We start from the raw sequence: 19,849 nt of genomic DNA on the forward strand, positions 1-19,849 counted from the left end.
CAGGGGCGCCGCCCGGACCCGCCGCCACGTCGGCGGCGTCGACCGCCCCACCGGCCGGCACCGCCCCGGCGTCCGGCGGCACGCTTCCCGCCGTACGCCAGCCACAGCCCGAGCGGCGCGCCGCCGGCCCGTCGGGCGGTAATCCCGGCACCGTGCTGGCCCAGATCGCCCGCGGCATGCTGGCCCGCAAGTAGCGGGACCGGGCGGCGTTCTCGGCTTCGCCTCGCCCCGGCGGCGAGAGGGTGAGTGACCTCTGCAGCCATGCGGACCGCCTCGAACGGACCGGCCCTGCCAAGTCCCGGGGGTGACGGGGCCACGGGGATCCGTTATGGCCAGGATCCCTCCCGCCTGACCGGATCCCGATGAGCATCCCGTTTCCGCCGCTGACCGATCATTTCGCGCCGCTCGCCGACCGCTATGACGTCGCTTTCTGCGACGTGTGGGGCGTGATCCACAACGGCGTCGCGCCGTTTCCCGAGGCCTGCGACGCGCTCACGCGGTTCCGGGCCGGTGGCGGCACCGTCGTGCTGCTCACCAATGCGCCGCGCGACGGCGATGTGGTGATCGACTTCCTCGACAAGCTGACGGTGCCGCGCGAGGCCTACGACGCCGTGGTGACGTCGGGCGACGTGGCGCGGGCCGAGATCGAGGCACGGCGCGACCAGTCCGTGCTGCATATCGGGCCCGAGCGCGACTATTCGATGTTCGACCACCTCGCGCTGCGCTTCACCGATGTCGAGAGCGCCGACTATGTGGTGTGCTCCGGCCTCTACGACGACGAGACCGAGACGCCGGACAACTATCGCGACCTGGTGGCGGCGATGCGCAAGCGCAATCTGTTCATGGTCTGCGCCAATCCGGACCGCGTGGTCGAGCGCGGCCACGTGCTGGTCTACTGCGCCGGGGCGATCGCCGACCTCTATGCGAGCGTCGGCGGCGCCGTGATGTTCACCGGCAAGCCCTACCGGCCGATCTACGAGCGCGCTCTCGCCCGGGCGCAACAGTTGCGCGGCGCCGAGGTGCCGCTGTCACGCGTGGTGGCGATCGGGGATTCGGTGCGCACCGACCTGCGCGGCGCCACGGCGTTCGGGATCGATTGCCTGTTCGTGACGGCCGGCATCCATGCCGAGGAGCTCGGCGGCCGCGAGACGATCGATCACGGCGCGCTCGCCGCCATCTTCAGCGACGCCGGCATGCTGCCGGCCGTGGTGACGCGCCGCCTGGCGTGGTGAGGGCGACCAGGTCGATCCGTAAAAGCTGGGCAGGCGCCATCATCTCCGCTCGTTCCCGCGCAAGTGGGAATCCAGGTCCTTAAAACGCCGGGTCCCCGCTTTCGCGGGGACGAGCGGAGAACGGAGCTGTCGGAGCGGGAGCAACCTATTTGAACAGGTCGTCGATGCTCGACTGGTTGCTGCGCTCGGCCGCCGGCTTGGGAGCGGGAGAGGCGAACATGTCGTCGACCGTGTGCTGGTCGATGCCCTGGCCGTCGAGCTGCGGACCGTTGAGCAGCAGCTTCTCCTTGCGCTCGGCGCGGGCGCGCTCCTGGTCGGTTACGAATTCGGCACCGGACATATTGCCGACCGCACTGGCGAAGCGGGTCACCCGGGTCTCGATCTGCTGCAGCGTATCGACCACCTTGGCGATGCGTTGCCCGGTGATGTCCTGGAACGAGCAGGCCTCGAAGATGACGACCATCTTCTCCTGCACCAGCGCCTGGTAGGCCTTGATGTCGCTCGCGTCGGCGGCCATCAGGGTCTCGGCGCATTCCATGATCGTGTTGGTCGCGCCCTCGGTCGCCTTGACGATGGCGCCGAGTTCCTGTCCGGCCATCGGGATCCGGCTCTTCTTGATGTCGTCGGCCTGCAGGGCGCCGATCTCGCCGCGCATCCGCTCGATGTAGCCGGCGATCTCGCGCATCTCCCGGTAGACCGCGGTGTCCATCGTCTCGAAGAACACCTGCAGGGACTGCGCCGTGATCTCTGCCAGCGACAGCACGTCGGCCAGCGACACGTCCTCGTGACGCTTTTGATTCAAGCACTCGATGAGGCTCTCGAGCTGCTGCGTCTTCACCCTCGCCATGGCGAGCTTCTCCTACCGTGCTACCGTTGCGTGTGCGCTCCGCGGATGCGAGCCGACACGATCCGCGACCGCGTGGTCCTAGTCGGAGAACACCGCCTGGATCTTGCTCTGCAGCGTCTGGGCGTTGAAGGGCTTGACGATGTAGTTGTTGACGCCCGCCTTCTTGGCCGCGATCACGTTCTCGGTCTTGGACTCGGCCGTGACCATGATGAACGGGGTCTTCGACAGGCCCGGATCCGCGCGGACTTCCTTGAGGAGCTCGTAGCCCGTCATGGGCTCCATGTTCCAATCCGAGATCACCAGGCCGTAGCGCTTCTCGCGCATCTTGCCGAGCGCCGCCGAGCCGTCGGCGGCGTCGTCGATATCCTCGAAACCGATCTGCTTGAGCAGATTGCGGATGATCCGGATCATCGTGTTGTAATCGTCCACGACGAGCACGGGCATCGAAAGGTCGACAGCCATGTCCTCACTCCGTTACGCACAAACCGGGAGTACGCAGTTGCCTGCCGCTTCTTCGTGGAATGTGGACAGGTCCCACCGCCCGAGATACACCCAGGTTTCTCCCCACTGGGAACTGACGCTAGCAGCGCCTTTTGAATATCCGGTTAATCGAGACACTTCGGACTGTCGCTCAGGATGTGAACGCGGATTTGCCGGAAGTAAGAAGGCCCAAGTTTCATCGTGGTTTAGGGGCGGTCCGCGAGAATCGTTAACCGCAGTTTCCGAACATGACAGTGCCGGCCCGCAATCCCGTCGTCCGACCCCCTTCACTGCGTCCTGCGGCCGTCCGCCGCCTGCCGCGCCCCCCTGTCCGCAACCCGTGATCGTGCCGTTCCCATGACCGACATCTCGTTTCCCGCGACGTCCTTCCGGCTGGTGCGCGACAATCTCGATGCGGCGCCTCCCGATGCGCTCTCCGGCGCCGTGGTGGCGCTCGGCAATTTCGACGGCGTCCATCGCGGCCACCGGGCCGTGATCTCGGCCGCCCAGGCCCGAGCCACCGCGCTCGGCAAGCCGGCCGTGGCGATGACGTTCGAGCCGCATCCGCGCGCCTTCTTCAACCCGGAGCCGCCGGAGTTCCGCCTCTCCAGCCTGGGCGGCAAGGTGCGCCTGCTGGCCGCGACCGGGCTCGCCGGAGCGATCGTGATGGGCTTCGACAAGGCGCTCGCCGCGCTCAAGCCGGCCGACTTCGTCTCCAAGGTCCTGGTCGAGCGCTACAAGGTCGCCGGCGTCGCGGTCGGCTTCGACTTCCAGTTCGGCAAGGGCCGGGCCGGCACCACCGAGTTCCTGACCAACGAGGGGCGGCGGCTCGGCTTTTCGGTCGACATCGCCCCGCCGCTGCTCGACGGCGGCGAGCGGGTGTCGTCCGGCGCGGTACGCTCGGCGCTGACCCGCGGCGAGGTCGAGATCGCCTGGCGGCTGCTCGGCTACCCCTGGTTCGCCAGCGGCGAGGTGGTGCGCGGCGACAGCCGCGGCCGCGATCTCGGCTTTCCGACCGCCAATATCCGGCTCGATCCCGACTGCAGACTCCGCCACGGCGTCTATGCGGTGCGGGTCGGGGTGGACGGCAAGCGCTACGACGGGGTGGCCAATTTCGGCCGCCGGCCGATGTTCGACACCGGCGTGGTGCTGCTGGAGGCGTTCCTGTTCGACTACAAGGGCGACCTCTACGGCAAGACGCTGGACGTCGCCTTTTTCGCGTTCCTGCGGCCGGAGCTGAAGTTCCGCTCCACCGACGACCTGGTCGACCGGATGAACGAGGATTCGAAGGCGGCCCGGCAGATCCTCGCCGGCGCCGGCAACGCCTTCCCGCAGCTCGCCGATCCGGCGGTCCTGACGCGGGGGTAGGGGGCTCGACATCCTGGGCGGCTGCTAAAGAGCCCCCCACCCCCGACCCCTCCCCGCCACGCACTACGTGCGCGGGGGGAGGGGAGCCGAAGCGCCTCGACTCCCCTCCCTCCGCTCGCAAAGCGAGTGGCGGGGAGGGGTCGGGGGAAAGCCGCGCGGAAAAGCTTCGCCTGTTCACCCCTCCCGGACCGCTTCGTGGTCTGACCTCCCTGGCGCGGAGAAGCCGCGCCGCCAAGGGAGGGTGAACCCCGGCCCTTTGCCCTTCCCGGAGCGGCGGCGCCTTGTTAAGAACGGCGCGCCATGAATGATGCCGTCAAGACGACCCGAGACTATTCGAAGACCCTGTTCCTGCCGGTGACCGAGTTCCCCATGCGGGCCGGTCTGCCCCAGAAGGAGCCGGAGATCCTGGCCCGCTGGCAGACGCTCGGCCTGTACGGCCGGCTGCGCGACGCCTCCAAGGGGCGCGCGAAATTCGTCCTGCACGATGGGCCGCCCTACGCCAACGGGCACATCCATATCGGCCACGCGCTCAACAAGGTCCTCAAGGACCTCGTCACGCGCTCGCAGCAGATGCTCGGCTTCGACTCCAACTACGTGCCGGGCTGGGACTGCCACGGCCTGCCGATCGAGTGGAAGATCGAGGAGGAGAACTACCGCAAGAAGGGCAAGACCAAGCCCGACCTCTCCGATCCGGCCGCCATGATCGCGTTCCGGCAGGAATGCCGCGCCTATGCGCAGCATTGGCTCGGCGTACAGCGGGAAGAATTCAAGCGGCTCGGCGTGGTCGGCGACTGGGACCATCCCTACACCACCATGAGCTTTGCGGCCGAGGCGCAGATCGCCCGCGAGATCATGACCTTCGCGCAGAACGGCACGCTCTACCGCGGCTCCAAGCCGGTGATGTGGTCCGTGGTCGAGCGCACGGCGCTGGCCGAGGCCGAGGTCGAGTACGAGGACTACACGAGCGATACCGTGTGGGTGAAATTTCCGGTCTCGAAAAGCGATACCAGTGCTAAGTACTTGCGCCCGTCTGCACAAGTGACTGTCGACGACGCAGGTCAGACTGTATTTGACGACCGTGCGCTTCATGCATGGGCCAGAAATCATGCGTCTAATCTAGATAAGATTGATGATCTGATTAAAATGGGTGCCTCGGTCGTCATATGGACCACCACGCCGTGGACACTGCCGGGCAACCGGGCGATCAGCTTCTCGCATCGGGTCGCCTATGGGCTCTACAAGGTCACCGACGCGCCGGCCGACAACTGGGCCAAGACCGGCGACCTGCTGATCCTCGCCGACGCACTGGCCGAAGACGTGTTCAAGCAGGCCCGTGTCGTCGCCTTCGAGAAGGTGCGGCCCGTTCCGGCCGAGGTGCTGGCCGACCTCGTCTGCGATCACCCGCTGAAATCCAAGGGCGGTTACGACTTCGCGGTGCCGCTCCTGGATGGTGAGCATGTCGACGAGTCGACCGGCACGGGCTTCGTGCACACCGCGCCCGGACATGGCCGCGAGGACTTCGACATCTGGATGGCGTATGGCCGCCGCCTGCACGATCGCGGCATTTCGCCGGCGATTCCCTACACGGTCGATGCCGACGGGCGTTTCACGTCGGACGCGCCCGGCTTCGAGGGCCGGCGCGTCATCACCGACAAAGGGGAAAAGGGCGACGCGAACGAGGCCGTCATCAAAGCGCTGGTCGAGGCCGGCAACCTCCTCGCGCGTGGAAAGCTCAAGCACCAGTATCCGCATTCGTGGCGGTCGAAAAAGCCGGTGATCTTCCGCAACACGCCGCAGTGGTTCATCGCCATGGACCGCGACATCGAAGCACCCGTCATTCCGGGACGACCCGAAGGGTCGGGCCCGGAATCCATAACCACCAAGGCCGGGAGTATGGATTCCGGGCTCGCCGCTGCGCGGCGCCCCGGAATGACTGGAGAGGTGAAGACCGGCGCCGCCATCCCCGGCGACACGCTGCGCGACCGCGCGCTCAAAGCCATCAAGGCGACCCGGTGGGTGCCGCCGCAGGGGCAGAACCGCATCACCGGCATGATCGAGAGCCGGCCCGACTGGGTGATCTCGCGCCAGCGCGCCTGGGGCGTGCCCATCACGGTGTTCGTGCGCGAAATGCCCGGCGGCGAGGTCGAGATCCTTCAGGACGCCGCCGTCAATGGGCGCGTCGTCGCCGCCTTCGAAGAGGAAGGGGCCGACGCCTGGTACGCGGCCGGTGCCACCGAGCGATTCCTCGGCGCCCGCGCGGCCGAGGGCTGGCGGAAGGTCGACGACATTCTCGACGTCTGGTTCGACTCGGGCTCCACCCACGCCTTCGTGCTGGAGGATCCGAAGCACTTCCCGACGCTGGCCGGCATCCGCAGAAAAGTCGACGGCGGCCGCGACCAGGTGATGTATCTGGAAGGCTCCGACCAGCATCGCGGCTGGTTCCACTCCTCGCTGCTCGAATCCTGCGGCACGCGCGGGCGCGCGCCCTTCGACGTCGTCGTGACGCACGGCTTCACGCTCGACGAGCAGGGCCGCAAGATGTCGAAGTCGCTCGGCAACACGGTGGCGCCGCAGGACGTGATGAAGCAGCACGGCGCCGACATCGTGCGCCTGTGGGTCGGCTCCTGCGACTACTGGGACGACCAGCGCATCGGCCCGGAGATCATCAAGACCACGGTGGACACCTATCGCAAGCTGCGCAACACGCTGCGCTGGATGCTCGGCAACCTCGCCCATTTCCGCGAGGAGGATCGGGTCAAGGTCGAGCGCATGCCGTCGCTCGAGCGCTACATGCTGCACCGGCTCGCCGAGCTCGACGGCACGGTGCGCGAGGCCTATGCGAACTTCGACTACAAGCGCATCTTCGCGGCGCTCAGCCAGTTCATGACGGTCGACCTGTCGGCCTTCTATTTCGACGTCCGCAAGGACGCGCTCTACTGCGACCCGATCTCCTCGACGGTCCGCAAGTCCTGCCTGACCGTGCTCGATCACATCTTCCGCTGCACCGTCACCTGGCTCGCCCCGATCCTGTGCTTCACGGCCGAGGAGGCGTGGCTCGCCCGCTATCCTTCGGGCGAAACCTCGGTGCATCTGGAAACCTTCCCGGAGGTGCCGGAGAGCTGGCGCAGCGAGGGCCTGGCCGAGACCTGGCGCAAGGCGCGGGCGGTGCGCCGCGTCGTCACCGGGGCGCTGGAGCTGGAGCGCGCCGGCAAGCGCATCGGCTCGTCGCTGGAGGCCGATCCGCTGGTGTTCATCAGCAATGACGACCTGTTCCGCGCCGTGGTCGACCTCGATCTCGCCGAGATCTGCATCACCTCGGCCGCGACGCTGGTCGAGGCCGACGGTCCGGAGGACGCGTTCCGGCTGCCCGACGTGCCCGGCGTCGCCGTCGTGCCGCGCCGCGCCGAGGGCCGGAAGTGCGCCCGCTCGTGGAAGCTCTCGCCGGCGGTCGGCTCCGATCCGGCCTATCCGGACGTGACGCCGCGCGACGCCCAGGCCCTGCGCGAGCGTGACGCGCTTTATCCGGTCGAAGGATGAGAGGGCTGCTGTTCGGCCCGCTGACGGCGTTGGGCCTCGCCGTGGCCGCCGTGTCGGTCGCGCTCGACCAGGCCGTGAAGCTGTGGCTGCTCTACGGCTTCGAGCTGCCGGCCCGCGCGCCGCTGCGGCTCCTGCCGGTGGTCGACCTCGTCGTGGTGTGGAACACCGGCATCAGCTACGGCCTGTTTCCGCAGTCGGGCCCGCTCGGCCAGTGGGCGCTGCTCGGCGTCAAGGTTGCTGCCGTGGTGCTGCTGTGGGTGTGGCTCGCCCGGGTCGACCGGCGGGGGACCGCGGTGGCGCTCGGCCTGATCATCGGCGGGGCGATCGGCAACGCCATCGACCGGGTGAGCTTCGGGGCCGTCTTCGACTTCGTCCTCCTGTATCTGGATACCGCCGCGGGTCGATGGAATTGGTACGTCTTCAACGTCGCCGACGTCGCCATCGTGGCCGGCGTAACGGTGCTGCTGTACGAGACCTTGGCGGCCCCGGACGCCGCAAAAGCGCCCTGATCCGGGATATACAAGGACTATGGCCGAGCGTCCGGGAGCACAACCGGCCGTCGGTCCGGCACGGGGGATCTGTCCGGAAGGCCGGAAAGTCCGGCAGGCCGGGGCGGTTCGGTACGGGGGAACAACATGCGAGCATCCTTGACGCGCTGGTGCGTGCGCGCCGCCGTGGCGGCCGCGATCTCTGCTCCGCTGGTGATCGGCGCCGGAACCAATGCCCGGGCCGAGGACGACGACGAGCTGGCGGACGTCAAGGTGATGCGCAGCATCATGAGCGGCCTCGGGCTGAAGAAGCCCGGTGAGGAAAGCAACATCGAGTATCGTGAGCGCTCGCCTCTGGTGGTGCCGCCGGGCCGCGACCTGCCGCCGCCCGAGACGACATCGGCGGTGGAACGCAATCCGGCCTGGCCCGACGATCCGGACATCAAGGCCCGTCGCGAGGCGAAGAAGCAAACCCGCAAGTCGATCAACTGGGAAGACGAGGGGCGGAACCTGACGCCGCGCGAGCTCAACAAGCAGGCGCCGTCGCGGACTGCCGCCGCGACCCCTGCGGCCGGCCAGAAGTCGACCGAGGAGGCGATCAATCCGGTGAAGCCGTCCGAGCTCGGCTACAGCGGCGGCCTGTTCAGTTGGCGGTCGCTCATGGGCGCCAACCCCAAGGAGGAGTACGGAACCTTCGAGCGCGAGCCGCGGCGCAGCGACCTGACCCAGCCGCCGCCCGGCTATCTGACGCCGTCGCCGGCCCAGCCCTACGGGGTCGGCAAGGAGACCGAGCGGCGCAAGGCCACCCCGGCCGACCAGGCCGTCGGCAACGGCGAGCAGCGCTGAGCCGCGTTTTATCGCGCAGCGCCACGAGCGTTCGACGCGCACGGTCCCGGCCGTGCGCGTTTTTTTATCGGCGACGGCCCACCGCCCATGGCGGCCGAGGACCGCGCGGTTGGTTTCGGGCGCAGCAACCTGACCGATTTGTCATTTGAGCCGCCGGACCGTTTCCGAAACAATGCCGGCAGCGCGGTCAGCCAAAGTGGAGTCCGCCTTTACGTCCGAACGCGCTCTGAGGATCTAAGGTCAGAGCGGTTTCTTCACGCATACCGGGGGCCGCCGCGTATCGGTGTCCACGTCGCCTGAAAACGCGCCGGCGTCCGAACCAGAGGCCTGTCCGAATGATCCGATCCGTCCTGACGTCCTTGGCGCTCGCCGGCGCGCTCGCAGCCTTGCCGGTCGCATGCGCCGAGGCGCAGACGACAGGCCCCGTGGTGACCGACTTCAAGCTGGCGAACGGTCTCGAGGTGGTGGTGGTGCCGGACAAGCGCACGCCGGTCGTGACCCACATGATCTATTACAAGGTCGGCTCCGCCGACGAGCCGCCCGGCAAGTCCGGCATCGCGCATTTCCTCGAGCATCTGATGTTCAAGGGCACCGAGAAGAACCCGAGCGGGCGCTTCTCCAAGATGCTCGCCACCATCGGGGGCCAGGAGAACGCCTTCACGACCACGGACTACACGGGATACTTCCAGCGCGTGCCGCGCGAATATCTCGGCGACGTGATGGAGTTCGAGGCCGACCGCATGACCGGCCTGGTGCTCACCGACGCCAATGTGCTGCCCGAGCGCGACGTGGTGCTCGAGGAGTACAACATGCGGGTGGCCAACAGCCCCGACGCCCGCATGGGCGAGCAGGTCGCCGCCGCGCTCTACCTCAACCATCCTTACGGGCGGCCCGTGATCGGCTGGCGGCCGGAGATCGAGAAGCTCAACCGCGACGACGCGCTCGCCTTCTACAAGCGCTTCTACGGGCCCAACAACGCCGTGGTGGTGATCGCCGGCGACGTCGATATGGCGCAGGTCAAGGCGCTCGCCGAGAAGACCTACGGGGCCGTGCCGGTGCGCGCCGACCTCAACACCCGCCAGCGGCCGCAGGAGCCCACACCCGTCGCGGTGCGCCAGGTGACGCTCGACGATCCGCGCGTTGCCCAGCCGAGCCTGAACCGCAGCTATCTGGTGCCGTCCTATGCCAGCGCCAAGCGTGGCGAGGCGGAGGCGCTCGACGTGCTGGCGCAGATCCTCGGCAGCGGGCCGAACAGCCGCCTGTACCGGCGCCTCGTGGCGGAGAAGCGGATCGCCACCAGCGCCGGTGCCTGGTACCAGGGCTCCGCCGTCGACGCGACGCGGCTCGGCCTTTATGCGCGTCCCACGCCGGAGGTCTCGCTGCCCGATCTGGAGAAGGCCGTCGACGCCGTGATCGCCGAGACCATCCAGGACGGCGTCGCCGCCGACGAGCTGGAGCGCGCCAAGACCCGGATGATCGCCGACGCCGTCTACGCGCAGGACAACCAGTCCAGTATGGCGCGCTGGTACGGCACCGCGCTCACCACCGGCTCGACCGTGCAGGACGTGGCGACCTGGCCGGACCGCGTCCGCGCCGTCACGGCCGAGCAGGTGCGCGACGCCGCCCGCGCTTGGCTCGACAAGCGGCGGTCCGCCACCGGATATCTCGTCAAGTCGCTGCCCGCCGGCGAGGAGAAGCGCTCGTGAAAGTATCTCTTCGCCTGACCGCGGCGGCACGTATTGCCGTTGCGGCGCTCGTCGCGTTCGTCCTTCTCGCCGCGGTCCCGTCCGCGCAGGCCACCACGATCGAGCGGGTGGTCTCGCCGAAGGGCATCGAGATCTGGCTGGTGCGCGAGCCCTCGGTGCCGCTGGTGGCGCTGGAGTTCGCCTTCCGGGGCGGCGCCGCCCAGGATCCCGCCGACCGGCCGGGCCTCGCCAACATGGCGGCCTCGCTGCTCGACGAGGGCGCCGGCGATCTCGATGCGAAGACCTACCACCAGCGGCTCGAGGACAAGGCCATCGAGTTCTCGGTGTCGGCCTATCGGGACAGCCTGATCGGCTCGCTGCGCACCCTGACGGAGCACCGCGACGAGGCCTTCGGCCTGGTGCGGCTCGCGCTGACGGCACCGCGCTTCGACAGCGAGGCGGTCGAGCGCATCCGCGCCGACATTCTTGCCGGGATTCGCCGCGACAGCACCAGCCCGAACGAGCTCGCCGGCCGCAAATGGTGGGAGACGGCGTTTCCCGGCCATCCCTATGGCCGCGTCACCCGCGGCACCATGGAGAGCGTGCAGGCGATCGCGGTGCCGGAGCTGAAGGGCTATGTCGGCCGCGTGCTGGCCCGCGACAATCTCAAGATCGGCATCGTCGGCAATATCGACGCCGCCACGGCCGGCCGGCTGGTCGACGAGGTGTTCGGCGCGCTGCCCGCCAAGGCCGATCTGGTGCCGGTGCCGCGGGTCGAGCCCGCCGGTCTCGGCACGCGCCAGCAGGTCGACGTCGACGTGGCGCAGTCGACCCTGATGCTCGGCGGCGTCGGCATCGCCCGCAGCGACAAGGATTTCATCCCGGCCTATGTGGTCAACCACATCCTGGGCGGCGGCTCGTTCTCGTCGCGGCTCTATCGCGAGGTGCGCGAGGAGCGCGGGCTGGCCTACGGGGTCTCGTCGTCGCTGGTGCCGTTGAAGAGCACGGAGCTGTTCTTCGTCTCGACGGCGACGCGCGCCGACCGGGTCGGCGAGTCCATGGAGGTGATCGAGGCGCAGATCCGCCGCATGGCCGAGAGCGGCCCGACGGCCGACGAGCTCACCCAGGCGAAGTCGTACCTGAAGGGCTCCTATGCGCTCTCCTTCGACACCTCGCTCAAGATCGCCAACCAGCTCGTGCTGATCCAGCTCGACGACCTCGGCATCGACTATATCGACCGCCGCAACGGGTTGATCGAGGCGGTGACGCTCGACGACACCAGGCGGGTGGCGAAGCGCCTCCTGTCCGGCAAGATGCTGGCGACCGTCGCCGGCCGCCCGCCGGTCGCCGCGGCGGCGGCCCCCGCCGCAGCGCCACCGGTGCCGGCCCCGGCCGTGCGGGGGCAGTAGGGGGCGGCACCCCGCACGCTGGTCATTCCGGGGCGCGGACCGAAGGTCCGCGAGCCCGGAATCCATAGTCCCGGTGCCGATTGGTATCGAGAGACAGGGTGTATGGGTTCCGGGTTCGCCGCTGCGCGGCGCCCCGGAACGACGACAAGCCCTGTGGCCCTTGACCGCGCCGGCCGTCTCGCCTTCAACACCGGCATGATCCGGGTCACCGACCATATCGCCATCGACGAGGCGGAGCTGTCCGAGCAGTTCGTCCGGGCCAGCGGGCCGGGCGGGCAGAACGTCAACAAGGTCTCGTCCGCCGTGCAGTTGCGCTTCGACGTGCGCGGCTCGCCGTCGCTGCCCAACGACGTCGCGGTCCGGCTGATGAAGCTCGCCGGCAGCCGGCTGACCAATGACGGCGTGCTGGTGATCATGGCGCAGCGCTTCCGCACCCAGGAGCGCAACCGCGAGGATGCCCGCGAGCGCCTGTTCGAGCTGATCCGCGAGGCCGCCGTCCGCCCGACGCCGCGGGTAAAAACCCGGCCGACCCGCGCCTCCAAGGAACGCCGCGTCGACGCCAAGAAGCGTCGCTCCGCCGTCAAGACCCTGCGCCAGGGCCGGGCGGAGGAGTAGGGGGGGCTGGACACGGCCTCGTGTCTCGGCGCGGACCGACCCTCTCCCACAAGACCGCTTTGCATATTCCGTCATTCCGGGGCGCGGGCGTCAGCCCGCGAGCCCGGAATCCATACCCCCGGTGTCGGTGGCTCACGACATACAGGGGATATGGGTCCCGGGCTCGGCGCTTCGCGCCGCCCCGGGACGACGGAGAGAACTTGCAAAGCCGCCGTGAGGGGAGAGGGAAGGCCGCGTGCGCGGTGCCGCTCTTCGCCCTATAAACGTCAGGAACCGCAACCCCCGAGTCGCGCCATGCCCGTCCGGCAGCTCACCGAGGCCGTCATCAACCGCATCGCCGCCGGCGAGGTGGTCGAGCGGCCGGCCAGCGTCGTCAAGGAGCTGGTCGAGAACGCGCTCGATGCCGGGGCCTCGCGCATCGACGTGATCACCGAGGGGGGCGGGCGTCGCCGCATTACCGTGACGGACGACGGCTCCGGCATGGCGCACGCCGACCTCGTGCTGGCGGTCGAGCGCCACGCCACCTCCAAGCTCGACGACGAGGACCTGCTCGACATCCGCACGCTCGGCTTTCGCGGCGAGGCGCTGCCGTCGATCGGCGCGGTGGCGAAGCTTTCCATCACGACCCGCCATGCCGACGAGCCGCATGCCTGGGCGCTCGCGGTCGAGGCTGGCGTCAAGGCGGCGCCGAAGCCGGCCGCGCTGGCGCAGGGGACGCGGGTCGACGTGCGCGACCTGTTCCATGCGACGCCGGCGCGGCTGAAGTTCTTGAAAGCGGAACGCAGCGAGACCGAGGCGATCCGCGACGTGGTGCGGCGCCTGGCGATGACCCGGCCCGACGTCGCCTTCACGTTCGCCGGCGAGGAGCGCGCGCCGGTGACGTTCCCGGCGGCGCTGACGGACGCGACCTTGCGCGGGACGGATCTTCCTGGGGCAGGGCGGCTCCGGCGGCTCACCGATGTGCTCGGCGCCGAATTCGCCGCCAACGCCGTGCCGGTGCGGGGCGGGCGCGACGGCCTGTTCGTCGAGGGCTTCGCCGCGCTGCCGACGTTCAACAAGGCGAACTCGCTCTCCCAGTATCTGTTCGTCAACGGAAGGCCGGTACGCGACAAGCTGCTGTTTGGCGCCGTGCGGGCCGCCTATGCCGACCACCTGGCGCGCGACCGCCATCCGGTGCTGGCGCTGTTCGTCGACGTCGATCCGCACGAGGTCGACGTCAACGTGCATCCGGCCAAGGCCGAGGTGCGGTTCCGCGACGCCGGCCTGGTGCGGGCCTCGATCGTGCGGGCGCTGATGGATGCGCTGGAGCAGGGGTCGGGCCGTGCCGCCAGCACGGGCGGCGGCGCGACGCTGGCCGCGTTCCGCGGCGAGACGGCATTTCGGCCGGAGGCGGTGCGTCCGCGCGCCTGGGATTGGCGCAGCTCGCCGGCGCGGCCGACGGACGCCGAGACGCCTGCTGGTTTCTCCGAACACGGCCAAGCCGCCTTCGACGTCGGTCCGCCGTCGGCCGACGCGCGGGCAACCGCATTCCAGACGAGTGACGCGTCGGAGTCTGCCGCCGATGCCTCGGATCGTCCGCTCGGCGCCGCGCGGGCGCAGCTCCACGAGAACTACATCGTGGCGCAGACCCGCGACGGCATGGTCATCGTCGACCAGCACGCCGCCCACGAGCGCATCGTCTACGAGCGCATGAAGGCGGCGCTGGCCGAAGGCGGCATCGCGCGACAAATCCTGCTGGTGCCCGAGATCGTCGAGCTCGACGACGCCGATGTCGACCGGCTGGTGACGCGGGCCGACGACCTCGCCCGCTGGGGCCTGGTGCTGGAGGCGTTCGGGCCCGGTGCCGTGGCGGTGCGCGAGACGCCCGGCCTGCTCGGCCGGGTCGACGCCGGCGCGCTGGTGCGCGATCTCGCCGAGCATCTGGCCGAATGGGACGATTCGCTGCCGCTGGAGCGGCGGCTGCTGCACGTCGCCGCCACCATGGCGTGCCACGGCTCGGTGCGCTCCGGCCGCCGGCTCAAGCCGGAGGAGATGAACGCACTCCTGCGCGACATGGAGGCGACGCCCAATGCCGGCCAGTGCAACCACGGCCGCCCGACTTATGTCGAGCTGAAGCTCGCCGACATCGAGCGCCTGTTCGGGCGCAGGTGAGGCGGCAAACCACGGCGATTGTCGCCGTCATTCCGGGGCGCCGCGTAGCGGCGAGCCCGGAATCCATAAACACAGACCGGGGTTATGGATTCCGGACAGCCGCGCTTCGCGCGTCTTCCGGAATGACGAAGGTGAGGTGCTCAAGAAACGTCATCACGTCCGGAAATCCTGATACACCGACCTGATCTGCTCGCGCAGCCAGGCCTGGGCCTTGTCGCGGTCGGTGCGGACGTGCCAGACCATCTTGGTGGTCAGCTTGCCGACGTCGAGCGGCACCGGCCGCCGCGCCAGGCCGAACGATGTCTCGAAGATGTCGGCGGCGAGCTTCGTGAACACGCCGATCATGTCGCTGCGGGCGAGGAGTTGCGGCACCACCGTGAAGTTCGACACGGTGACGAGTGCCCGCCGCGCCAGCCCGCGGGCGACGAGGAGATCGTCGAAGATCGCCGTGCGGGCGCCGGTGGCGCTCACCACCACGTGCGGGAACGACAGCACGCCATCGATGTCGAAGCGCGCCTTGCGTTTCAGCAGCGGGTGGCCGCGGCGGAACACGCAGTACAGATGCTCCTCGATCAGGATCTCGTGGCGCAGATGCCGCGGCTCGTCGTCGATCCAGCCGATGGCGAGATCGGTGCGGCCTTCCTCGAGCAGGGCGAGCGCCTGCTTGCGGTCGGCCGTCATCACATGCAGCGTGGTGCCCGGTGCGGAACGCTGCAGCCGGTCGAGCAGCGACGGCACCACGGCGAGGCTCTGCCGGTCGGGCGTGCTGATCCGGAAGACGCCCGTGGCGTCGGCGGGCGAGAACGACGCGCCCTCGAACAGCAGCTCCGCGACCTGCACAATGGCGTCGCGCAGCGGCTGGCGGATCGCTTCGGCGCGCGGCGTCAGCGTGAGCCCGTCGGGACCTCGCACCAGGAGATCGTCGCCGAGCGCGGTGCGCAGCCGCGCGAGCGCGTTCGAGACCGCCGGCTGCGAGCGGCCCAGCGCGGCGCCGGCGCGGGTGACGCTGCGCTCGGCCAGCAGCGTGTCGAGCACGCGCAGCAGGTTGAGATCAAGCTCGCGGAGCGGCATGAGAGGTCCTCCGCATCATTCATAGCATGAATGATGCGGATTGGCGGGATCGATTTCACAAATGCTCTCGTCCTCCCTAGAGTTGTGGGACGCGCTGCGGTTCCGCAGGCGGTGCTCCGTGCTTTCCTCCCTCCGGACCGGGACCATCCGCATGATCGATCCGACCGAGCCTTCCCGCCGAGACGTCCTCGGGGGCGCCGTGGCCGCCGCGGCAGCCGGCATCGCCGGCGCCGGCCTTGCCGGCCTGCCGGTTCGCGCCGCGCATGCCGCCGCCCCGCCGATCGGGCAGCAAGCGGCGGGCTTCTATCGCTACGCCGTCGGCTCGTTCCAGGTCACGGTGGTCAACGACGGCGTCAGCCGCATGCCGATCACGGACGGCTTCGTCACCAACGCCAGCAAGGCGGACGTGCAGGCGGCGCTCACCGCCGTTTACATGGATCCGAACGTCTATGCCGGGCCCTACAATCCGATCGTGATCAACACCGGCGCCAAGCTGGTGCTGGTCGACACCGGCACGGGCGAGGCCGCCTTCAAGACCAGCCAGGGCCTGAACGGGCGCTTCCTGCTCAACCTCGCAGCCGCCGGGATCGACCCCGCCGCCATCGATGCGGTGGTGCTGTCGCACTATCACGGCGACCACATCAACGGCCTCTTGCGCGCCGACGGATCGCTCGCCTTCCCGAATGCCGAGGTCTTGGCTCCGGCCCGCGAGCACGCGTTCTGGATGGACGACGGCGAGACGAGCCGCGCCGCGAATCCGCGCGTGCAGGACGGCGCCAAGAACGTCCGCCGGGTGATGAGCGGCGAGGTGTCGAAGCGGCTGCGCACCTACGCATGGGACAAGGAGGTGTTGCCCGGCATCACGGCGGTCGGCACGCCCGGGCACACGCCGGGCCACACCTCGCTGGTGGTCGCGTCGGGATCGGGCAGCATCTTCGTCCAGGGCGACGTCACCCACGCGCCGTTCCTGTTCGCCCGCCATCCGGAGTGGCACTTCATGCTGGACGTCGACCCGGTGCAGGCGGAGGCGACGCGTCGCAAGGTCTACGACAGGCTGGTCGCCGACCGCGTGCTCGTGCAAGGATTCCACTATCCGTTCCCCGCCCTCGCGCATGTCGAGCCGAGCGGCACGGGCTACCGCGAGGTGCTGGTGCCGTGGACCTCGACGCTCTGACACGCCGTTCCCAGGAGATCCGCATGCGACGTTTCTTTGCGCCGGCCCTGCCGCTGATCGCGATCATGGCGACCTTCGCCGGGTTCGGCGGCACGGCGGCCGCGCAGGACTGGCCGACCCGGCCCGTGACCCTGATCGTGCCGTTCTTGGCCGGCGGGCCGATCGACGTGATCGCCCGCGTCCAGGCCCAGAAGCTCGGCGAGATTCTCGGCCAGACCGTGATCGTCGAGAATGTCGGCGGCGGCGGTGGTGCGCTCGGCGCCGCCCGCATCGCCCGCGGCACGCCGGACGGCTACACCTTCGTGATGGGCAATGTCGGGACGCACGGCTACCACCCGACGCTCTACGCCAAGCCGCTCTACGACCCGGTCGCCGACTTCGCCCCGGTCGGCCTGACGACCGAGTCGGCTCGCCTGCTGGTCGCCCGCAAGGACCTGCCGGTCAATGATCTGAAGGGCTTCGTCGCCTATGTGAAGGCCAACCACGCCACCATGAGCTTCGGATCCGGCGGGCTCGGCTCGGCCACCCATGTGCCGTGCCTGCTGGTCAACCAGGCGATCGGCGTGACGGTGACGCATGTGCCGTATCGCGGCGCTGCACCGGCCATGCAGGACGTCATCGGCGGGCGCACCGACTACATGTGCGACTCGATCCAGACGGCGGTGCCGCAGGTGCTGGAGAAGAACGTCAAGGCGCTCGCCGTGCTGGCCAAGACCCGCTCGGCCCTGCTGCCGGACGTGCCGACCGCCGACGAGGCCGGGCTGCCGGGCGTCGAGGCGAACGCCTGGAACGCGATCTTCCTGCCCAAGGGCACGCCCGACGCGATCGTGCGAAAGCTCGCCGCCGCGGTCGGCCAGACGCTCGACGATCCGTGGGTGAGCAAGCGCCTCGACGAGCTCGGCCTCTCCATCGTGCCGCCCGAGCGCCGCGGCCCCGAATACCTCGCCGCCTACGTGAAGGAAGAGGTCGCCCGCTGGGCCCCGCCCATCAAGGCCGCCGGCATCAAGGTGGAGTAGGGGCGCAGCCCGTAGGGCGCAATGAGCGCAGCGAATTGCGCCGAATGAACCTCGACCACAGCCCGGCCGAATGAGCCGGCCTGCGTCTGCGTCCGCACCCTTCGCGGCGCAATTCGCTTGCGCTCATTGCGCCCTACGAAGACGCCCGCAAGAACGTCAGCGCCGTGTCGGCGTAGGCGCGGCGCTCGAGCTCCGAAAATCCCTCGAGCGGCGGCAGCGGCGCGTCGGCGGATTCTTCCACCACCACCAGGGCGTCGGGGGCGAGCCAGCCGCCGGCGCGGGCCGCGGCAAGCGCCGGCCCGGCGAGGCCCTTGCCGTAGGGCGGATCGAGAAACGCCAGCGAGAACGGCGTCATCGGATACGCGTCGCCGAGCTTTTGCGCATCACGGCGATAAATCTTGGTGGTTCCGCCGAGCCCCAGCGCCTCGACGTTCTGGCGGATCAGGGCGCGCGCCTCGGCGCCGTCGTCGACGAACAGGGCGAACGCAGCGCCGCGTGAAAGGGCTTCGAGCCCGAGCGCGCCCGTGCCGGCGAACAGGTCGAGCACGCGCGCGTCGCTGACCGGGTCGCCATAGGCATGCACAAGAATGTTGAACAGCGATTCGCGCAGGCGGTCGCTGGTCGGCCGGATCGCGGTGGAGCGGGGCGGAGCGAGGGCGCGCCCGCGCAGCCGGCCGCCGACGATCCGCATCATTCGCCCCGCGGGCCTGAAGGCCGCGGCCCGCCGCGACGGTCACGCCCCGGCGGCCGGCTGCCCGGCTTGCCGGCCGGCTTCCCACCCGGCTTGAAGCCCCCCGGCTTCCCACCCGGCTTGCCGCCGCGCGGTCCGCCCGGCTTGAAGCCACCCGGCTTGTCGCCGCGGGGCTTGAAGCCACCGGGCTTGCCGTCCCGAGGCTTGAAGCCGCCGGGCTTTCCGTCGCGGGGCTTGAATCCGCCGGGCTTTCGGTCGCCGGCCGGCCGGCTGCCCGCGTCCTTGTCGCGGAACGGACGGTCCCCCGCCGGACGGGACCGGAACGGCCGGTCGCCCTGCGGTCGGTCGCCTGTCGGACGCTCGCGGAAGGGCCTGTCGCCGCGCGGCCGATCGCCTTGCGGGCGATCACCGGCAGGCCGCTCGCGGAACGGACGGTCGCCCTCGGGCCGTTTGCGGAACGGGCGGTCACCGGCTGGCCGGTCGCCTGCTGGCCGGGCGTTGGCGGGATGGTCGCGGAACGGCGTGTCGCCGCGCGGCCGATCGCCTTCGGGCTTTGCCCTGAACGGCCGGTCGCCGGCGGGCTTGCCGCGATACGGCCGATCGCCCTGCGGGCGGTCGCCGGCAGGACGCTCTCGGAACGGACGGTCCCCCTCGGGGCGTTTCCGGAACGGCCGGTCACCCTCGGATTTGGCGCGGAAGGGCCGCTCGCCGGCCGGCCGGTCGCCGCCGGCGCGGTCGCGGAACGGCTTGCCGCCGCCGGGGCCCTTGCGGACCGGACGATCGCCCTCGGCGCGGTCGCGGAACGGCTTTTCGCCGGGCTTTGCCAGGTCCGGCCGGTATGATTTTCGCGGCGCTGTGGCGACCTTGGGCTTGGCCTCGCCGAAGCGCTCGACCAGCACGCGGCGGCCTTTTCGGTCGGTGAGGAGGCCCGAGCGCTTCTCCCCGGTCGGCGGCTCGCGCGACGGCTTGCCGCCCTCGGTCTTGTCACCCTTGTAGTGGGTGCGCAGCGGGGCGTCCTCGGACCGCCAGGAATGGCCACGGCGCGGGCGCCCCATCGGGGCTTCGGGCGCTTCGTCGCGATCACGGCGGCGGAATTGCGGGCGATCGCCGCCGGCGCTGCCACGGCCCCGATCGTCACGGCCCCGCTCGGGGCGCGCCTGCTCGGAGCGTCCCCGCTCGGGGCGTGGCCGCTCCTCGCGGGCCGGACGGGCGCTGCGCTCGACCGACTCGCGCCCGGGC

At 69.7% G+C, this 19,849-nt stretch carries 16 protein-coding genes and 1 pseudogene; 12 read left to right on the plus strand and 5 right to left on the minus strand.

The features are described from left to right. Together HXX10_RS27860 and HXX10_RS27865 are read left to right on the plus strand one after the other, a co-directional pair. Nucleotides 1-194: hypothetical protein (locus tag HXX10_RS27860; RefSeq protein ID WP_296526615.1), on the plus strand; the 194-nt coding region annotated here is incomplete at its 5' end. 168 nt (nucleotides 195-362) lie between these two features. Beyond that, nucleotides 363-1,232 carry a TIGR01459 family HAD-type hydrolase gene (locus tag HXX10_RS27865; RefSeq protein WP_296526617.1) on the plus strand — a complete coding sequence of 290 codons (870 nt, stop codon included), beginning with the start codon at nucleotides 363-365 and terminating at the stop codon, nucleotides 1,230-1,232. 145 nt (nucleotides 1,233-1,377) lie between these two features. On the opposite strand, the gene HXX10_RS27870 is transcribed toward HXX10_RS27865, so the two are convergent. Both HXX10_RS27870 and HXX10_RS27875 read right to left on the minus strand, forming a co-directional pair. Further along, entirely contained in the window at nucleotides 1,378-2,079 is a 702-nt protein-coding gene (locus HXX10_RS27870) for a protein phosphatase CheZ (protein WP_296526619.1), read from the minus strand. A gap of 78 nt (nucleotides 2,080-2,157) precedes the next feature. Then, a complete protein-coding gene (locus tag HXX10_RS27875) occupies nucleotides 2,158-2,541 on the minus strand; it encodes a response regulator (protein ID WP_111421845.1) in 384 nt (127 codons plus the stop codon). 375 nt (nucleotides 2,542-2,916) lie between these two features. On the opposite strand from HXX10_RS27875, the gene HXX10_RS27880 reads away from it, so the two are divergent. From HXX10_RS27880 to mutL, 8 genes are all read left to right on the plus strand, one after another. Next, the gene (locus HXX10_RS27880) at nucleotides 2,917-3,927 is read left to right on the plus strand and encodes a bifunctional riboflavin kinase/FAD synthetase (RefSeq protein ID WP_296526622.1); all 1,011 of its coding nucleotides are present in this window, start codon (nucleotides 2,917-2,919) and stop codon (nucleotides 3,925-3,927) included. Between the two features lie 300 nt (nucleotides 3,928-4,227). After that, the gene (gene ileS, locus HXX10_RS27885) at nucleotides 4,228-7,464 is read left to right on the plus strand and encodes an isoleucine--tRNA ligase (RefSeq protein WP_296526623.1); all 3,237 of its coding nucleotides are present in this window, start codon (nucleotides 4,228-4,230) and stop codon (nucleotides 7,462-7,464) included. Then, a complete protein-coding gene (gene lspA / locus HXX10_RS27890) occupies nucleotides 7,461-7,973 on the plus strand; it encodes a signal peptidase II (RefSeq protein WP_296526624.1) in 513 nt (170 codons plus the stop codon). Before ileS ends, lspA begins: the two co-directional genes overlap by 4 nt. Before the next feature lie 126 nt (nucleotides 7,974-8,099). Further along, complete coding sequence (locus tag HXX10_RS27895; protein ID WP_296526626.1) at nucleotides 8,100-8,798, plus strand: hypothetical protein; 699 nt, start codon at nucleotides 8,100-8,102, stop codon at nucleotides 8,796-8,798. 335 nt (nucleotides 8,799-9,133) lie between these two features. After that, nucleotides 9,134-10,504, plus strand: coding sequence for a pitrilysin family protein (locus HXX10_RS27900; protein ID WP_296526628.1), 1,371 nt, complete (start codon nucleotides 9,134-9,136; stop codon nucleotides 10,502-10,504). After that, on the plus strand, nucleotides 10,501-11,892 hold the full coding sequence (locus HXX10_RS27905; protein ID WP_296526631.1) for a pitrilysin family protein: 1,392 nt from the start codon (nucleotides 10,501-10,503) through the stop codon (nucleotides 11,890-11,892). Before HXX10_RS27900 ends, HXX10_RS27905 begins: the two co-directional genes overlap by 4 nt. Before the next feature lie 195 nt (nucleotides 11,893-12,087). Next, nucleotides 12,088-12,507: an alternative ribosome rescue aminoacyl-tRNA hydrolase ArfB gene (gene arfB, locus HXX10_RS27910; protein WP_296526638.1), complete on the plus strand. Its 420-nt coding sequence runs from the start codon at nucleotides 12,088-12,090 to the stop codon at nucleotides 12,505-12,507. A 294-nt stretch (nucleotides 12,508-12,801) separates the two neighbouring features. Beyond that, the gene (gene mutL / locus HXX10_RS27915) at nucleotides 12,802-14,658 is read left to right on the plus strand and encodes a DNA mismatch repair endonuclease MutL (RefSeq protein WP_296526633.1); all 1,857 of its coding nucleotides are present in this window, start codon (nucleotides 12,802-12,804) and stop codon (nucleotides 14,656-14,658) included. 153 nt (nucleotides 14,659-14,811) lie between these two features. Here the strand turns inward: mutL and HXX10_RS27920 are convergent, their stop codons facing one another. Then, complete coding sequence (locus HXX10_RS27920; protein ID WP_296526634.1) at nucleotides 14,812-15,729, minus strand: LysR family transcriptional regulator; 918 nt, start codon at nucleotides 15,727-15,729, stop codon at nucleotides 14,812-14,814. A 151-nt stretch (nucleotides 15,730-15,880) separates the two neighbouring features. Here HXX10_RS27920 and HXX10_RS27925 point away from each other — a divergent pair, with 151 nt between their 5' ends. Continuing rightward, nucleotides 15,881-16,903 carry an MBL fold metallo-hydrolase gene (locus HXX10_RS27925; protein WP_296526636.1) on the plus strand — a complete coding sequence of 341 codons (1,023 nt, stop codon included), beginning with the start codon at nucleotides 15,881-15,883 and terminating at the stop codon, nucleotides 16,901-16,903. Nucleotides 16,904-16,926: 23 nt separating this feature from the next. Continuing rightward, the gene (locus HXX10_RS27930; RefSeq protein WP_296526637.1) at nucleotides 16,927-17,919 is read left to right on the plus strand and encodes a tripartite tricarboxylate transporter substrate binding protein; all 993 of its coding nucleotides are present in this window, start codon (nucleotides 16,927-16,929) and stop codon (nucleotides 17,917-17,919) included. A 133-nt stretch (nucleotides 17,920-18,052) separates the two neighbouring features. On the opposite strand, the gene rsmD is transcribed toward HXX10_RS27930, so the two are convergent. Continuing rightward, nucleotides 18,053-18,610, minus strand: coding sequence for a 16S rRNA (guanine(966)-N(2))-methyltransferase RsmD (gene rsmD, locus HXX10_RS27935; protein WP_296526640.1), 558 nt, complete (start codon nucleotides 18,608-18,610; stop codon nucleotides 18,053-18,055). After that, nucleotides 18,610-19,849, minus strand: a pseudogene (locus HXX10_RS27940) (hypothetical protein); the annotation flags it as partial. The pseudogene HXX10_RS27940 and the gene rsmD, both read right to left, overlap by 1 nt.

The sequence above is a fragment of the Rhodoplanes sp. genome, from assembly GCF_013377085.1.
Lineage (GTDB): Bacteria > Pseudomonadota > Alphaproteobacteria > Rhizobiales > Xanthobacteraceae > Rhodoplanes.

Coding starts and splice junctions, on each gene's coding strand:
- HXX10_RS27865 (WP_296526617.1), top strand. CDS start 363: ATGAGCATCCCGTTTCCGCCGCTGACCGATCATTTCGCGCCGCTCGCC.
- HXX10_RS27870 (WP_296526619.1), bottom strand. CDS start 2,079: ATGGCGAGGGTGAAGACGCAGCAGCTCGAGAGCCTCATCGAGTGCTTG.
- HXX10_RS27875 (WP_111421845.1), bottom strand. CDS start 2,541: ATGGCTGTCGACCTTTCGATGCCCGTGCTCGTCGTGGACGATTACAAC.
- HXX10_RS27880 (WP_296526622.1), top strand. CDS start 2,917: ATGACCGACATCTCGTTTCCCGCGACGTCCTTCCGGCTGGTGCGCGAC.
- ileS (WP_296526623.1), top strand. CDS start 4,228: ATGAATGATGCCGTCAAGACGACCCGAGACTATTCGAAGACCCTGTTC.
- lspA (WP_296526624.1), top strand. CDS start 7,461: ATGAGAGGGCTGCTGTTCGGCCCGCTGACGGCGTTGGGCCTCGCCGTG.
- HXX10_RS27895 (WP_296526626.1), top strand. CDS start 8,100: ATGCGAGCATCCTTGACGCGCTGGTGCGTGCGCGCCGCCGTGGCGGCC.
- HXX10_RS27900 (WP_296526628.1), top strand. CDS start 9,134: ATGATCCGATCCGTCCTGACGTCCTTGGCGCTCGCCGGCGCGCTCGCA.
- arfB (WP_296526638.1), top strand. CDS start 12,088: ATGATCCGGGTCACCGACCATATCGCCATCGACGAGGCGGAGCTGTCC.
- mutL (WP_296526633.1), top strand. CDS start 12,802: ATGCCCGTCCGGCAGCTCACCGAGGCCGTCATCAACCGCATCGCCGCC.
- HXX10_RS27920 (WP_296526634.1), bottom strand. CDS start 15,729: ATGCCGCTCCGCGAGCTTGATCTCAACCTGCTGCGCGTGCTCGACACG.
- HXX10_RS27925 (WP_296526636.1), top strand. CDS start 15,881: ATGATCGATCCGACCGAGCCTTCCCGCCGAGACGTCCTCGGGGGCGCC.
- HXX10_RS27930 (WP_296526637.1), top strand. CDS start 16,927: ATGCGACGTTTCTTTGCGCCGGCCCTGCCGCTGATCGCGATCATGGCG.
- rsmD (WP_296526640.1), bottom strand. CDS start 18,610: ATGCGGATCGTCGGCGGCCGGCTGCGCGGGCGCGCCCTCGCTCCGCCC.